The sequence below is a fragment of the Methylobacterium aquaticum genome (assembly GCF_016804325.1).
In the GTDB taxonomy this organism is placed as follows: domain Bacteria; phylum Pseudomonadota; class Alphaproteobacteria; order Rhizobiales; family Beijerinckiaceae; genus Methylobacterium; species Methylobacterium aquaticum_C.
The window spans coordinates 4,646,018-4,658,296 of sequence record NZ_CP043627.1; the positions used below are offsets into that span (position 1 = coordinate 4,646,018).

The following is a 12,279-nucleotide window of genomic DNA, read 5'->3' on the forward strand; positions in this document are numbered from 1 at the left end:
GCCGCATCCTGGCGGAGGTACACCTTCGCAACCTCGGCCCGATGGATCATCGCGAGCCCGAGACGGCGCAGGTGGATGACTCGTGCGAACTCTATCGCCTTCGTTGGGGGCCGCCGGCGAGCCTCGACGACCGCGAGTGCGGCGGCGAAGTCCGTTGCTGCGCCGGTCCAGCACCCGAAATGGCCGCACGGCCATCGCCGAGAACCACTCTGCCGAGCCTGAACGGGCTGTTGGTGTCGCCAGGGGCCGGCCGCCGAAAGTCTGCCCTCGACCGAGCGGCTGAGGCGAATCATGGAAACCGAAGCGCCCGGCTCGGAGCGCAGCCGATTGTCGCGGATTGCGGATGCGAGAGCCCTGGGATGCAACGGGTCGCTCTGCGCTCCCGGAACGGTTTCCGGGCTGCACCCTCGGCAGTATTCAGGCTAAGCGCTTGAAGAGAATGGTGCCGCAAGAGGGATTCGAACCCCCGACCCCCTCATTACGAAAAAGCCGTCCCGGCTGATGTTCATTATTCGTTTGCGCTATGTGCGCGACAGGTTCCGCTACATGCGCAACTCACATACCGTTTACGCGACGCCAGGGGTTCAACTGAACCCCTGCGCAAATCCCATTCAGAGGGGTGTGGCTGAAACGAAAAACGCCCCGCTCGGCGGCTGCCGGCGGGGCTGAAGGCGGGATGGGTTCCGGATCAGCGATGTTGCCGGCCGGGTCGCGTCGGCGGCGGCTCCCGCTCGTCGAACCGCTCGAGGACGGGAACGAGCCGCGACAGCACGTTCGTAAGCTGATCCGCATGGGCGGCCTGGTCGGCGGCGGTGTCGGCGACGATCGCGGCCGTCAGGCCCTTGATGGCTGTCGTGAGATCCGCGATGGCGATGCTGTCGAAGACCGCCGCGCCTCCGGTGGCCCCTGCGATTTCCCGGGCCGTCTCGGGCTTCAGGGCCTCCGCCTTCATCGCCTCGATGCGGTAATCCAGCATGGTCTTCACGAAGGCGTTGATCGGGACGAGAGCGCCGGCCACCGCGGCGGTGATGCCAATGGCGATGGCGGGCCAGCTATCGAGCGTTGCAATCGGATCCGCCAAGGCGCCGCCTCCTCTCCTCAGCCTGCGCCTCGGCCGCCGCACGCCGCCTCTTCCGCAGCCCGAACGTGTCCTCGGCCGCCATGTCGGAGGCGGCCCGGCCGGAGGAGTGCAGCTCTGCGATGGCGAAGACCGAGAACATCGCGATGCCGATATTGGCCGGCGGGTAGGCAAGGGCGAAGCCGACGAACAGCGCCAGCCAGAAAGCGAATCCGCCCACGCACCCGATGGTACGGACGAAGCTCGTTTCCCGACCGCGTCGCCCATTGATGATCAGCGCGGCGAGCCGTGCCGAGCCGACCAGGACCGAGATCGTACCGGCCTGCGCCTCGGTCACGAACGAGGCGATCACCCGCCACTGCGGCCCGACGAAGGTCTGCGCCGGGGAGAGGATCACGAGGCCGACCGTGACCATGATGGCGCTCAGCCACACCTCGGCCCATCGGGTCTGTCCGTAGCGGACGGCGCGGCGGATGCGCTCGTTGAGGACGGGATCGGGATCGTAGTGGAGCATCGTTCCGTCATGCCAGGGGGCGAGGTAAGCCAGCCAGCAGCGACCGCGGTTGAAGCGCATGGCGCGTCTCCTGATGCTGCTGGCTGGTGGCGGGAGCTACTTCACCGTCGCCGGCAGGCGCGCCAGGATCGGCTCCAGGATCAGCGCCGCGGACGAATTCTCGTCGAGGTGCATGGCCCGGAACAGCCGCTTGGCGATCTCGGCCGGACCGCCCACCGCATCGATGATCTTGGAGGGCGTGCTGTCGATGATCCGCTGGAGCGCGACGGCGAGCACCTGGGAGCCGACCGGCACCGTCAGCTTGGCGTCCTTGGTGGCGCCCTGCACGGCGTTGATGCCGTAGTCCAGCCCGGTCTGGATCGTCGCCTCGATACGCTTCTGGCTGATGAAGAGCGTCGCCCAGGGCGCCAGCTTCGCGAGTGCGGCCGAGGCGACGCCGCCAAGGATCGTGACGGCGACCGAGGCGACCGAGGGCATCGCCGCCGCCAGCCAGGCGCCCCAGGGTAGATCGACCGACGTGCCGCCGACCGTGGCGACCTCGGCGGCGAACGCCGGCCCGGCGATGACGGCGATCAGCGCCGCGACCAGGATGCCGAGGATGGGCGGCCGGACCCGGGCAGCGAGGCAGACGCCGCCGGCCAGCGCGAGCGCGCCGATGAGCACGAGGCCGAAGGCGAGGCCGTGGGCCGGGTTGCCGCCGATGGGCAGCATCTCGGCGATCGGGCCGGCGCCGGCCATGGCGGGAGAGCAGACGCAGGCGAGCGCCGGCGCCGCGAGGATGATGCGGTGCATGTTGATGATCCTGGTGGGGGATGTCCCGTTTTCCGGCCTCATCTGAGGAGGCAGAAGGGACAAGGTGCTCGGCTGGCCCGGCCGGCGCGGGTATTTGATCGCCCGGCCTGCGCAGGCAAACCCTTCGGGAATTCCGAAGGGTTGGTCAGGCGGCGCGGCCCGGGCGCCGGTCGAAGCGCGTGCTGATTTCGTCGCGGAACTTGTCGATGCCACCGACCATGATGGGCGACCAGTTGCCGGATTTCTGCGCCTCAGCCACCGCGGCGTCGTATTCCGCGAGCGGCATGAAGTGAACGCGTTCGGATTTCTGCGTCCACTCGACCGCCGCAGCGATTTCAGGAAAACCGTAGCCGCACCACTGCTTGAGTTCATCGAGGCTGTGGCGGAGATATTGCAGGCGGTCTGCGGTGTCGGCCGCCTCCTTGAAGGCTTCCGGGCAGATCAGCTTCGCGAGCCAGCGTCGCATTGCGCTCTCCTGTTGAGGGGTGAACTACCCGGAAATCCCGGGCGGTTGGTCATCGCGTCCGCCGCCCGCCGAGCGCCTGGCACCGGTCCAGCGCCTCGGTGATCGCCGCAGCGACAAGGATCTGGATGCGGGCCGTGCGGAGGGCGCCGGGCTGGAGCGTGCAGAGGTCGCCGATCTCCCGCGCGGCAGCGAGTGCCAGGGCGTCCACCGGCGGGTCCTGCGCGTCGCCGAGTGGCATCGGCCCGGTGAGCCGGGCCGGCAGGACCGGCTCGTTCGGCGGGGTGAGGCGGCGGGCGCGCATCATGCCTCGCTTACGCCCGACCGGGCGCCAGCAATCGTGGTCGGGAGCTTCATCGCCACCGGCAGCGGCATATCGGCCGGCCAGCGGAAGGAGGTGAACTCGGACCGCTTGAACCCAGCGATCGACACAGCATCGCCCTGGTTCCCGCCGAGCAGGTAGATGGTCGAGGCGTTGGCGCCGACGACCAGGCCGACGTGACCCTGCCAGGAGCCGCCCGCACGCTTCTTGGTGGCGATGCAGCCGAGGGCGGGATCCTTCAGCCCGACGCCCCATGTCTCATAGGACCGCGCTGCGAGGCTGCCGGAGGGCGTCTGACCCGCCCGCTTCAGCATGGCTCCGACGAAAGCCGCACACCAGGCGGTGGCGTCGTCCTTGACCCCGGAGAAGCCGGCGTCGGCGAAGTACCGGACCACAACCGGATTGTTCGCCTTGCCGACGCCCTCGTGAGTGCCAACCTCGTGCGCCGCTAGGGCGAGCCACGCCGGCTGCTCGGGCTCGGCTCGGCGCTCGGTAAGATCGACGCTGCCCAGTGCCTTGACCGTGAGCGGCCCGGCGATCCCGTCCGCGACGAGGCCGGCCGAGCGCTGAAACGCGGTCACGGCTGTGATGGTACGGGGGCCGGCGTCACCATCGGCGCCGCCCGGCCCGAGGTCATAGCCGCGCGCGATCAGAGCGCGCTGGATCTCAGCGATCGTCATCAGGATCTCCAGATTGTCGTGGGTGGTGCGGCGCCGCCTACGGCCGGATCACGGTTCGCGTAGCTGGCGGACCGGGCGCGGCCATCAGACGAGCACGCCGTAATAGTCGCGCCACTGCTGCATGAGGTTCTTCATCTCAGCAGGCAGAAGGGCGCGGTTCCAGATCATCGTGCGCCCGGCGCGACCGCGCCACGACCCGGAGGCCACCTTCGCGCCCCAGAACGTCCATCGGGCACCCGGGTACCGGAGCGAGCGACGCCCGAGCGGCCCCCACTCCCATGCCTGCCAGAGGACCGAGGTCAGGAGCGACTTCGACGAGCCGGGCGGGACGTTGATGAGGAGCCGGTTGATTCGCCCGTCTGAGACCGCCTCGAGGTGGGCGCAGATCGCATCGAGGTGCCAGTTCCAGACGAGCGGCGTGTTCGGTTCGAGCACATGCCACGCCTCCCGCACGAAGCCCGCCAGGGTCTGGCACCGGGCCCGGATCCGCTCCGCATCCTGCGCCAGCGCCTGCCGCTCGCGCTCAGCCGCCCGCCGGGCCTTCTCCTCCCTCACCATCCTCAGCAGCACCGCCGGCGGCGCCGGCAAGGCGACCGAAGAAAGCTTCGAGGGCATCAAGCTGCTCGGGTGAGGCGTTGGTCAGGTCGGCGTTGGCGATCGGGATGGCTCCGCCGCCGGGGCCAGCGTGCTGCACCGAGGCAAGGCGGGGGTGCATAAAGGGAGCAGCCTTCTCGGCAGCCGTGAACCGGTGCTGGTCGTAGGGCATCGTGCCGCGCAGCACGCCGAGCATGTAGTCGAGCGGGGTCAGGCCGTCGGCGATCAGCCGCTCAGCCGCCTCGCGTGTCTTCTGCGTGATGGCGCCCGGCTTGCGGCCGGCGCCACCGAGCAGACGATCGCCCGCCTGACGCGGGAGCGTGACGAGGCAGAAGCCGATCGCGATGCGCTGTTGGCCGCCATCGGCTTCAAACCCGGCCCGCTCGGCACCGAGCTTCGGCGCAAGGTGATCCTGGACGATGCGGGTGGCCTGCGCGGCGCCATGGTGAAGGCGCGTCGCGAGGCGGCAGATGTCCAGTGTGACGCGGATCTCTGGACCATGCGGATGCTGGAGGAGTGGCCGGGCGACACGCTGTTGCTGCGGCTGTGGCGCCAACGCCGCGAGGCCGTGAAGCGGGCCAAGGCAGCCGAAGCCGCCCTCGCGGAAAGCGAGCGCAAGAGGGGGGAGCGCCCCGGCGCCTGTCCCGAGGTTGCCATGGCGAATGCCGGCCGCGCCGAAGCCCAGGCAGCCCACCTTCGCAGCCTCGATCGCCTCGCGGCTCTTGGAGACGACCTGCACCGCGCCAAGACCCAGGCCGTACAACTCGTTGACCTCCAGCGTGCTGGCGAGCGCTGCGGCCTCACGCTCGGCCAAGCCGACATTCTGTGGTCCGGGGCGCTTGAGGCTCGAACCGCTCGTCTCGCCACCCCCACCCAGGAGACACCCCATGTCGAGAGCTGACGATCTGCGGGCGCTGCTGGCGAGGGTGGAGAGACCATGCCGTCCGTCCTGGACGTACCGGAGGGCGGTCCTCCTCCCCGCCCTCATCACCCAGGAGGTCGAGAATGACCGGTGAACGCGGCTACCTCGACACGGACACCGTGACGGCGGCCGACATTCGCCGGGCGTGGCCGCACATGCGGGAGGCCTGCGGACTGGTCTCCACATCGGCTTGCCGGGACGAGCTGATCCGGCAGGCTGTGCGGTTCGCCAAGGCTCGGCGCGATGGCTGGATCCCGCCCAGCCCCGATCGGCCGAACCGTGCAGCCCTGTTCGAGGCGGCGGCTTTCCAAGCCCCCACCCCGACCCTGAAGAGGGAGGGGCAGTCGTGACTCAGCCTGTCCGCCTCCAACTCTCGCGCCGGAAGGGCTTTGACCTCCAAGCGCACAGCCGATCCATGAACGGGCTGCCGGCTGTCAACGTGGCGCGGCCCACGCTCTTCGGGAACCCGTTCGTCCACGCTACCGACACGGCGCAGGCGGTCGAGGCATTCCGGCGCTACTGCCGCGGTGGGACGCAGAGCTTCGAGATGGGACCGGACGGGCTCCAGTTTGCCCGGAACGTTCACGCGAACGGCCTGCACTACGCCTGGCCCGAGTGGCTGCGCACTGTCGGTCTGCCGCGACTCGCTGGTCATAATGCGGCCTGCTGGTGCCGGGCCGGCGACCCCTGCCATGCCGACGTGCTGCTCGAACTCGCCGCCGGCCTCTCCTGCGAAGCGATCCCGGAGCCCTCCCATGACCGATAGCACCAAGGCAGGGCTGCGCGTCCTCATCGCAGGACTGGAGCGGCCCGACCCCGAGATGATCGCCGCAGCGTGGGATACGTGGCGCCCGCGGCACGGCGGCAAAATGGGACCGGGCCCGGCATTCGTCGAGGCGATCCAGGCAGCAAACCGGGTTCTTCTCTCCCGCGCCCGCGCCTCCGGTATCCCGGTCCAGGGAGGTGAGGATGACTGACCTCAACCAGCAACTCGACGAGATCCGCCGCCGTGTCCGCATGATCGACGGCGAGTTGACCCGCCTCGGCATGGCGACAGACCCTGCTCTTCGGTGGGTGCCGGCCGAGACGCTGCGGATGCACCTCGACATGGCGGCAATGGAAATGCGCGATTACGTGGCCGGGCTTGGGGCGCTCCCGCACAGCCGGCCAGCATTGCGCAGGTCGAGGCCGACAACGCCATGCTTCGCGATGCGCTGTCTTGGTACGGCGAACAGGCGCGGCTCTGCCGCCTCGTCCACTCGGAGGGCGATGCCGGCCGGCAGGCTCTGGACGCCGATGGCGGCACCCGAGCCCGGGTTGCCCTGGCGCGCCGGCCCCGCCCCACCGCCCCGGCCCCAGAACAAGAGGAGGGGTAGAGGATGACCGAGAACGAAGCTGCGTTGCCCGACCAGACGAAGAACGGCCCGGCTCCCGATGGTGAGCGGCTGACGCTCTGGGTCGAGGAATGCCCATCCGGGATGTTTGTTGTGACATCGCCAAACCCGCGCGGTCTGCTCTGCACTGGGCAGACGATGGCCGAGGCCTTGGCCGAGGTGCCGACTGTTCTCGCGCTCCTGGCCCGCGCGCAAGCCGAGGTCGACGGCGGCTCCGGCGGACTGCACTAGCCCTACCCCAAAAGGAGACTGACGTGGCGAGCGACACCTACACCCCGGACGAGGTCGCGAAGCGCTGGAAGTGCTCGGCCGCCCACGTGCGCAACCTCATCACCAACGGCGAACTCGAAGCTTTCCGGCTCGGCGGCAAACTTCTACGCATCAAGGGGTCAGCGATCGAGGACTACGAGCGATGCCAGAGTACAAGCTGCAGCGGTTCCGAGGAGGGTGGGCCTGCTCTGCCTACGAAGGCGGAAAGCGAATTAGCCGCCAGGGACTTAAGAGCCGCGATGCGGCAAGCGCGGCAGCGGAGTTCGCCCGCGTCGTCGCGGAACTGACGCGCCCCGTCGATCCGACTGTGAAGGAACTGTGGGAGGCCTACTGCGCCGACAAGGCCGGACGGCGGATCGCGAAGAACATGGCCGCCTCAGGCCGGATCGTTCTGCCGTTCTTCGGGCACATGAAGCCAGAGGACATCACGATCAAGGTGTGCCGCGCCTACATCGCCAAGCGCAGCGCCTTGGGCCGGAAGAACGGCTCGATCCGCACGGAGATGAACCAACTGCGCACCGCCCTGCTCTGGGCCGAGAAGGCGCGGTTGATCACCAAGGCGCCAGCCATGGAAATGCCGCCGGCCTCGACGCCCAAGGAGCGGCACCTGACCAGGGCGGAATTCGACGCGCTGCTGTCGGCCGCGAGCACGCCGCACCTCGTGCTCTACCTGCACCTCGCCATCGCCACGGCGGGAAGGAACGCAGCCATCCTGGAGCTCACATGGGACCGCGTGAATTTCGAGCGTAACCTGATCTACCTCGGCGTGAAGGATGCCCTGCGGCCAAGGAAGGGGCGAGCGACCGTCCCCATGACGGACACGGTTCGCGCCGCGCTCTTCGCGGCTAAGGAGGGCGCTCGGACCGACCATGTCATCGAGTGGGCAGGCGAGCCGGTGAAGAGCGTTCGGACCGCGCTCGGCAAGGCGGCGGCGCGGGCGAAGATTGTCGGCCTGTCACCGCACGTGCTGCGGCACTCGGCGGCCGTCTGGATGGCGGAGGATGGCGCCTCGATGAGCGAGATCGCGACCTACCTTGGTCACAGCGACGACAAAATCACGCAGAGGGTCTACGCCAAGTTGAGCCCAACGCACCTGCGAAGAGCGTCGCAAGCGCTCGAAGTCGGGCGGCCCCGGCTGCGAACGGTGGGATGATCTGAACCTGTTGGGACGGTCGTCTGGGGTTCAAGGGTTCTGGTGAACCCCTGCGCAAACACTAGATCGAAGCCTAAGTGCTTGAAGAGAATGGTGCCGCAAGAGGGATTCGAACCCCCGACCCCCTCATTACGAATGAGGTGCTCTACCAGCTGAGCTATTGCGGCGTCGACCAGGTCGGCTGGGCCGGCGGTCAGTGGCGTCCTCATACCCGCGGGGCGGGGGCTTGGCAAGGCTCTCCTTGGCAAGGCTCTCCTTGGCAAGGCTCTCGACGGGGTCCTCGGCCATGGGGGCGGTCCGCGATGCCGCGCCGGACCGTCCGGGGATTGAGGCGGCGCAGACCGCGGATGCAGGGCTCGGCGCCGCCGTCAGGCGCCCGGGGCGCTTGACGGTGGGCCGCCGATTCCGGACCATGGGTCAACCGCAAGTGCCAAGACCTCCTCGCGAAATCCCCGGAATGCCCCTGATCGCCCGCCTTCGCGCCTATGCCGCCGAAATGTTCGGCACGCCCGCCTCGCCGCCCGACCCGGAGGCGGAGCAGCATCTCGCCGCCGTGACCCTGCTCGTCCACGTCGCGCGGGTCGACGGCACGCTCGCGGCGGTGGAGCGCGACCGGCTCGCGCGCCTGCTGATCCACCGCTTCGCGCCCACCGAGGCGGGGGCGCGGGCGCTGATCGAGCGGGCGATCAGCTTCGACAACGAGACCCGCGACGTGGCCGAGCTCGTCGAGCTGATCGGCCGCGACGTGCCGGAGGAGGAACGGCGCGGCCTCCTCGGCCTCGCCTGGGCGGTCGCCGCCGCCGACGGGCAGGTGCATGAATTCGAGGACGACCTCGTCTGGCGCGTCGGCCAGCTCCTCGGCTTCGACGATGCCGCGATCACCGCCACGCGGGCGGTCGCCCTGGCGGGGCTGCCGGCGCAGCAGGTGCCGGCCCGGTGATTCGGCGATGGTGAGTTCCGTCGTGATGCCGGAGCCCGGACGCCGGCCCGTGCTGCTGGTCCTGCACCAGGAGCAATCCACCCCCGGCCGCCTCGGCCGGCTGCTCCAGGAGCGCGGCTACCCCCTCGACATCCGCCGCCCCCGCTTCGGCGACCCGCTGCCGGAGACGATGCGGGACCATGCCGGCGCGGTGATCTTCGGCGGGCCGATGAGCGCCAACGACCCCGACGCCTTCGTGCGCCGGGAGATCGACTGGATCGAGGTGCCCCTGCGCGAGGAGCGCCCGTTCCTCGGCCTGTGCCTCGGCGCGCAGATGCTGGCGAAGTGCCTCGGCGCCACGGTCTGCGCCCATCCCAAGGGGCGGGCCGAGATCGGCTACTATCCCCTGCTGCCGACCGAGGCGGGGCGCGACTTCGCCGGCGAGATCGGCCAGCCCTGGCCGTCCCACGTCTATCACTGGCACCGGGAGGGCTTCACCTGCCCGTCCGGCGCCGACACGCTCGCCACCGGCGACGATTTTCCGACCCAGGCGATCCGGGTCGGGCCGTCGGCCTTCGGCCTGCAGTTCCACCCCGAGGTCACCCACGCGATGATCTGCTGCTGGACCGTGCGGGCCGCCGAGCGCCTGCGCCTGCCCGGCGCGCAGGACCGGGCGCGGCAGATCGAGGGCCGGTTCATGCATGACGGCCGCGTGGTGGCCTGGCTCGACGCCTTCCTCGACCACTGGCTCGCCGGGACGGGGAGCCCGCAGGCCGCATCATGATCCTCAGCCTGACCCTTCTGCTGCTCTGCCAGCTCGCCGGCGAGATCCTGGCCCGCGCCTTCGCGCTGCCGGTCCCGGGCCCGGTGGTCGGCATGGCCCTGCTCCTCGCGGTGCTCGCCTTGCGCGACCGGCGGCCCGGCGGGCTGCCGGCGCCGCTGACCGACGGCACGCTGGAGCGCACCGGCAAGGGACTGCTCGCCCATCTCTCGCTGCTGTTCGTGCCGGCGGGCGCCGGGGTGATCGGCCGGCTCGACGTGCTGGCCGCCCACGGCCTTGCGCTTGCGGTCTCGCTCGTGGTCTCGACGGCGGTCGCCCTCGTCGCCACGGTGCTGACCTTCTCCACCGTCGCCAAGTTCGTCGCCAAGCGGACCGGGCGATGACCGGGGATTTCGCCCTCTGGGTGTTCCTGTCGCGTACGCCGCTCCTGTGGCTCACCGTGACGCTCACGGCCTACGTCGTCGCCGACCGGGTCTCCGCCGCCACCGGGCGCCACCCCCTGGCGAACCCGGTGCTGCACGCGATCTGGATGGTCGGCCTGGTGCTGGTCGTCACCCGCACGCCCTACTCGGTGTATTTCGAGGGCGCGCAGTTCGTGCACTTCCTGCTCGGCCCCGCCACGGTGGCGCTGGCGATCCCGCTCTACGAGCACCGCAAGACCGTGACGCGGGTCCTGGTGCCGATGCTCGCCGCGCTTCTCGTCGGCTCCACCGCCGCCCTCGTCACCGGCATCGGCACGGCGAAGCTCCTCGGCGTGCCGGACCCGATCCTGATCGCGCTGGCGCCGAAATCCGTCACCGCCAGCGTCGCCATGGGCATCACCTCGGCGCTCGGCGGCGACCCGACGCTGACCGCCGTGCTGGTGATCCTCACCGGCATCCTCGGCGCCATCATGGTGACGCCGCTCCTCGACCGTCTCGGCATCACGGATTACCGCGCCCGCGGCTTCGCGGCGGGGCTCGCCGCCCACGGCATCGGCACCGCCCGGGCCTTCCAGGTCAGCGAGGTCGCCGGCACCTTCGCGGGCATCGCCATGGGCCTCAACGCCTTTCTCACCGCGGTGCTGGTGCCGCTGGCGCTGGGATTCCTGCGCTAAGCCTGCGTCGATCCCCGCAACGCCCCGACGAGGTGGAGCGAGCCCGTCACCAGAAGCCAGCCGCCGCGCGCCGCCGCGAGGTCCGCCGCCTGGGCGAGGCCGGCCTCCGGGGTCGCCATCGCCTCGGCCTCCAGACCCGCGGCGGCGGCGAGCGCCCGGAGCGCAGCGGCGCCGTGGCCGCGCCGCTCCGGCATCTCGGTGCAGACGACCGCCTCGGCGGACCGGGCGAGCGCCGAGAGGAAGCCCGCCGCATCCTTGTCCGCCGCCATCGCCACGAGCGCGATGCAGGGGCCGGAGAGGTCGGGCGCGCGGGCGAGGTCGCGCAGGACCGCCGCGAGGTTGAACGGGACGTGGGCGCCGTCGAGCACCACCGGCACCGGGCCGGCCGCCGTTGGAATCGTCCGCCGTTCGAGCCGCCCGGGCAGGCGGGCGCCGGCACGGGCTTCCGCGTCGAGGAGAGCGGCGCGCAACGGGAGGCAGTCGCGCCCGCGCGCGCCGCGGCGGCCGAGATGGTCGAGGACGAGGCCGGCGAGGGCCGCGTTCTCCTCGGCGATCGGGGCGCCCGGCGGGATCGCCGGCCGCAGGATCGGGCATGCGAGCGCGGCGGCGCGGGCGGCGGCGACCGCCCCGGCCTCGTCGTCGGGGTCGAGCGTGGTGACGAGGGCCGCCCCGGGCTTGAGGATGCCGACCTTCTCGGCCGCGATGGCCGCGCGGGTCTGCCCCAGAATTTCGGTATGTTCGAGGCCGACATTGGTGACGACCGCAACCTCGCCATCCACCGCATTGGTCGAATCGAGGCGCCCGCCGAGCCCGACCTCGATCACCGCCCAGTCGAGCCCGGCCTCGCCGAAGATCGCGAGGCCGGCGGCGGTCAGCACGTCGAACCAGGTCGCGTCCGCGCCCGCCGTGCCGTCGCGGCGCGCCGCCTCGTGGGCGTCGAGCGCCCGGGTCAGCGCCCGCGCGAGGGCGGCATCCGCGACCGGCCGGCCCTGGAGGCAGACCCGCTCGGTCACCGATTCGACGTGGGGCGAGGCGTAGCGTCCGACCCGGAGGCCCGCCCGCATCAGCCCGGCCTCGATCAGCGCGCAGACCGAGCCTTTGCCCTTGGTGCCGCCGACATGGATCACCCGCAAGGAGGCCTGCGGCGCGCCGAGCCGGGCCAGCAGGTCGCGCATCGGAGCGAGCCCGACCCGCATCCCGCCCCGCGGCCGCTTCTCCCAGTCGGTCAGGCGGTCGAGGCGGTCCAGGGTGGCGGGCAGGGGAGACGGGTCGGAGAGCGGGGGCGAGAACATCGGCGTCAC

At 70.6% G+C, this 12,279-nt stretch carries 18 protein-coding genes, 1 tRNA gene and 1 pseudogene; 10 read left to right on the plus strand and 10 right to left on the minus strand.

What is annotated here, in order from left to right:
• Window positions 1–688 precede the first annotated feature (688 nt).
• From F1D61_RS21170 to F1D61_RS34375, 8 genes are all read right to left on the minus strand, one after another.
• Window positions 689–1,081 carry a hypothetical protein gene (locus F1D61_RS21170; RefSeq protein ID WP_203153906.1) on the minus strand — a complete coding sequence of 131 codons (393 nt, stop codon included), beginning with the start codon at window positions 1,079–1,081 and terminating at the stop codon, window positions 689–691.
• Window positions 1,053–1,652, minus strand: coding sequence for a hypothetical protein (locus F1D61_RS21175; protein WP_246775446.1), 600 nt, complete (start codon window positions 1,650–1,652; stop codon window positions 1,053–1,055). Before F1D61_RS21175 ends, F1D61_RS21170 begins: the two co-directional genes overlap by 29 nt.
• Window positions 1,653–1,688: 36 nt before the next feature.
• Window positions 1,689–2,384: a hypothetical protein gene (locus F1D61_RS21180; RefSeq protein ID WP_203153908.1), complete on the minus strand. Its 696-nt coding sequence runs from the start codon at window positions 2,382–2,384 to the stop codon at window positions 1,689–1,691.
• 145 nt (window positions 2,385–2,529) lie between these two features.
• A complete protein-coding gene (locus F1D61_RS21185) occupies window positions 2,530–2,850 on the minus strand; it encodes a hypothetical protein (protein WP_203153910.1) in 321 nt (106 codons plus the stop codon).
• Window positions 2,851–2,899: 49 nt separating this feature from the next.
• On the minus strand, window positions 2,900–3,151 hold the full coding sequence (locus tag F1D61_RS21190; RefSeq protein ID WP_203153912.1) for a hypothetical protein: 252 nt from the start codon (window positions 3,149–3,151) through the stop codon (window positions 2,900–2,902).
• Window positions 3,151–3,849 carry a TIGR02594 family protein gene (locus F1D61_RS21195; RefSeq protein ID WP_203153914.1) on the minus strand — a complete coding sequence of 233 codons (699 nt, stop codon included), beginning with the start codon at window positions 3,847–3,849 and terminating at the stop codon, window positions 3,151–3,153. Before F1D61_RS21195 ends, F1D61_RS21190 begins: the two co-directional genes overlap by 1 nt.
• Window positions 3,850–3,933: 84 nt before the next feature.
• Window positions 3,934–4,407: a hypothetical protein gene (locus F1D61_RS21200; protein ID WP_348649377.1), complete on the minus strand. Its 474-nt coding sequence runs from the start codon at window positions 4,405–4,407 to the stop codon at window positions 3,934–3,936.
• Window positions 4,373–5,257, minus strand: coding sequence for a hypothetical protein (locus F1D61_RS34375; RefSeq protein WP_246775447.1), 885 nt, complete (start codon window positions 5,255–5,257; stop codon window positions 4,373–4,375). The genes F1D61_RS21200 and F1D61_RS34375 overlap by 35 nt, the downstream gene beginning before the upstream one ends.
• Before the next feature lie 191 nt (window positions 5,258–5,448).
• Here F1D61_RS34375 and F1D61_RS21210 point away from each other — a divergent pair, with 191 nt between their 5' ends.
• The 6 genes and pseudogenes from F1D61_RS21210 (at window position 5,449) to F1D61_RS21230 (ending at window position 8,182) form a co-directional block, all read left to right on the plus strand.
• Window positions 5,449–5,715 carry a hypothetical protein gene (locus F1D61_RS21210; RefSeq protein ID WP_203153916.1) on the plus strand — a complete coding sequence of 89 codons (267 nt, stop codon included), beginning with the start codon at window positions 5,449–5,451 and terminating at the stop codon, window positions 5,713–5,715.
• On the plus strand, window positions 5,712–6,131 hold the full coding sequence (locus F1D61_RS21215) for a DUF4326 domain-containing protein (protein ID WP_203153918.1): 420 nt from the start codon (window positions 5,712–5,714) through the stop codon (window positions 6,129–6,131). Before F1D61_RS21210 ends, F1D61_RS21215 begins: the two co-directional genes overlap by 4 nt.
• On the plus strand, window positions 6,121–6,342 hold the full coding sequence (locus F1D61_RS21220) for a hypothetical protein (protein WP_203153920.1): 222 nt from the start codon (window positions 6,121–6,123) through the stop codon (window positions 6,340–6,342). Before F1D61_RS21215 ends, F1D61_RS21220 begins: the two co-directional genes overlap by 11 nt.
• 402 nt (window positions 6,343–6,744) lie before the next feature.
• A complete protein-coding gene (locus tag F1D61_RS34380; protein ID WP_246775448.1) occupies window positions 6,745–6,990 on the plus strand; it encodes a hypothetical protein in 246 nt (81 codons plus the stop codon).
• Between the two features lie 23 nt (window positions 6,991–7,013).
• Window positions 7,014–7,154: pseudogene (locus F1D61_RS35425) on the plus strand (helix-turn-helix domain-containing protein); the annotation flags it as partial.
• Between the two features lie 17 nt (window positions 7,155–7,171).
• On the plus strand, window positions 7,172–8,182 hold the full coding sequence (locus tag F1D61_RS21230) for a tyrosine-type recombinase/integrase (protein WP_246775449.1): 1,011 nt from the start codon (window positions 7,172–7,174) through the stop codon (window positions 8,180–8,182).
• 91 nt (window positions 8,183–8,273) lie between these two features.
• Here F1D61_RS21230 and F1D61_RS21235 read toward each other — a convergent pair.
• Window positions 8,274–8,349, minus strand: a tRNA-Thr gene (locus tag F1D61_RS21235).
• A gap of 290 nt (window positions 8,350–8,639) precedes the next feature.
• On the opposite strand from F1D61_RS21235, the gene F1D61_RS21240 reads away from it, so the two are divergent.
• From F1D61_RS21240 to F1D61_RS21255, 4 genes are read left to right on the plus strand one after another with little or no spacing between them, the layout of a single operon-like run.
• Window positions 8,640–9,122 (plus strand): TerB family tellurite resistance protein, encoded by a 483-nt coding sequence (locus F1D61_RS21240; RefSeq protein ID WP_203153926.1) that lies wholly within the window; start codon window positions 8,640–8,642, stop codon window positions 9,120–9,122.
• Window positions 9,123–9,129: 7 nt separating this feature from the next.
• A complete protein-coding gene (locus F1D61_RS21245) occupies window positions 9,130–9,885 on the plus strand; it encodes a glutamine amidotransferase (RefSeq protein WP_246775450.1) in 756 nt (251 codons plus the stop codon).
• Entirely contained in the window at window positions 9,882–10,265 is a 384-nt protein-coding gene (locus F1D61_RS21250) for a CidA/LrgA family protein (RefSeq protein WP_203153929.1), read from the plus strand. The genes F1D61_RS21245 and F1D61_RS21250 overlap by 4 nt, the downstream gene beginning before the upstream one ends.
• Window positions 10,262–10,978 carry an LrgB family protein gene (locus F1D61_RS21255; RefSeq protein WP_203153931.1) on the plus strand — a complete coding sequence of 239 codons (717 nt, stop codon included), beginning with the start codon at window positions 10,262–10,264 and terminating at the stop codon, window positions 10,976–10,978. Before F1D61_RS21250 ends, F1D61_RS21255 begins: the two co-directional genes overlap by 4 nt.
• On the opposite strand, the gene F1D61_RS21260 is transcribed toward F1D61_RS21255, so the two are convergent.
• Entirely contained in the window at window positions 10,975–12,270 is a 1,296-nt protein-coding gene (locus F1D61_RS21260) for a bifunctional folylpolyglutamate synthase/dihydrofolate synthase (RefSeq protein WP_246775451.1), read from the minus strand. The two genes, F1D61_RS21255 and F1D61_RS21260, sit on opposite strands and share 4 nt — an antisense overlap.
• Between the last annotated feature and the right edge of the window lie 9 nt (window positions 12,271–12,279).

Coding starts and splice junctions, on each gene's coding strand:
- F1D61_RS21240 (WP_203153926.1), top strand. CDS start 8,640: ATGCCCCTGATCGCCCGCCTTCGCGCCTATGCCGCCGAAATGTTCGGC.
- F1D61_RS21255 (WP_203153931.1), top strand. CDS start 10,262: ATGACCGGGGATTTCGCCCTCTGGGTGTTCCTGTCGCGTACGCCGCTC.
- F1D61_RS21185 (WP_203153910.1), bottom strand. CDS start 2,850: ATGCGACGCTGGCTCGCGAAGCTGATCTGCCCGGAAGCCTTCAAGGAG.
- F1D61_RS21230 (WP_246775449.1), top strand. CDS start 7,172: ATGCCAGAGTACAAGCTGCAGCGGTTCCGAGGAGGGTGGGCCTGCTCT.
- F1D61_RS21245 (WP_246775450.1), top strand. CDS start 9,130: ATGGTGAGTTCCGTCGTGATGCCGGAGCCCGGACGCCGGCCCGTGCTG.
- F1D61_RS21260 (WP_246775451.1), bottom strand. CDS start 12,270: ATGTTCTCGCCCCCGCTCTCCGACCCGTCTCCCCTGCCCGCCACCCTG.
- F1D61_RS21220 (WP_203153920.1), top strand. CDS start 6,121: ATGACCGATAGCACCAAGGCAGGGCTGCGCGTCCTCATCGCAGGACTG.
- F1D61_RS21250 (WP_203153929.1), top strand. CDS start 9,882: ATGATCCTCAGCCTGACCCTTCTGCTGCTCTGCCAGCTCGCCGGCGAG.
- F1D61_RS21175 (WP_246775446.1), bottom strand. CDS start 1,652: ATGCGCTTCAACCGCGGTCGCTGCTGGCTGGCTTACCTCGCCCCCTGG.
- F1D61_RS21180 (WP_203153908.1), bottom strand. CDS start 2,384: ATGCACCGCATCATCCTCGCGGCGCCGGCGCTCGCCTGCGTCTGCTCT.
- F1D61_RS21200 (WP_348649377.1), bottom strand. CDS start 4,407: ATGGTGAGGGAGGAGAAGGCCCGGCGGGCGGCTGAGCGCGAGCGGCAG.
- F1D61_RS21195 (WP_203153914.1), bottom strand. CDS start 3,849: ATGACGATCGCTGAGATCCAGCGCGCTCTGATCGCGCGCGGCTATGAC.
- F1D61_RS34380 (WP_246775448.1), top strand. CDS start 6,745: ATGACCGAGAACGAAGCTGCGTTGCCCGACCAGACGAAGAACGGCCCG.
- F1D61_RS21210 (WP_203153916.1), top strand. CDS start 5,449: ATGACCGGTGAACGCGGCTACCTCGACACGGACACCGTGACGGCGGCC.
- F1D61_RS21190 (WP_203153912.1), bottom strand. CDS start 3,151: ATGCGCGCCCGCCGCCTCACCCCGCCGAACGAGCCGGTCCTGCCGGCC.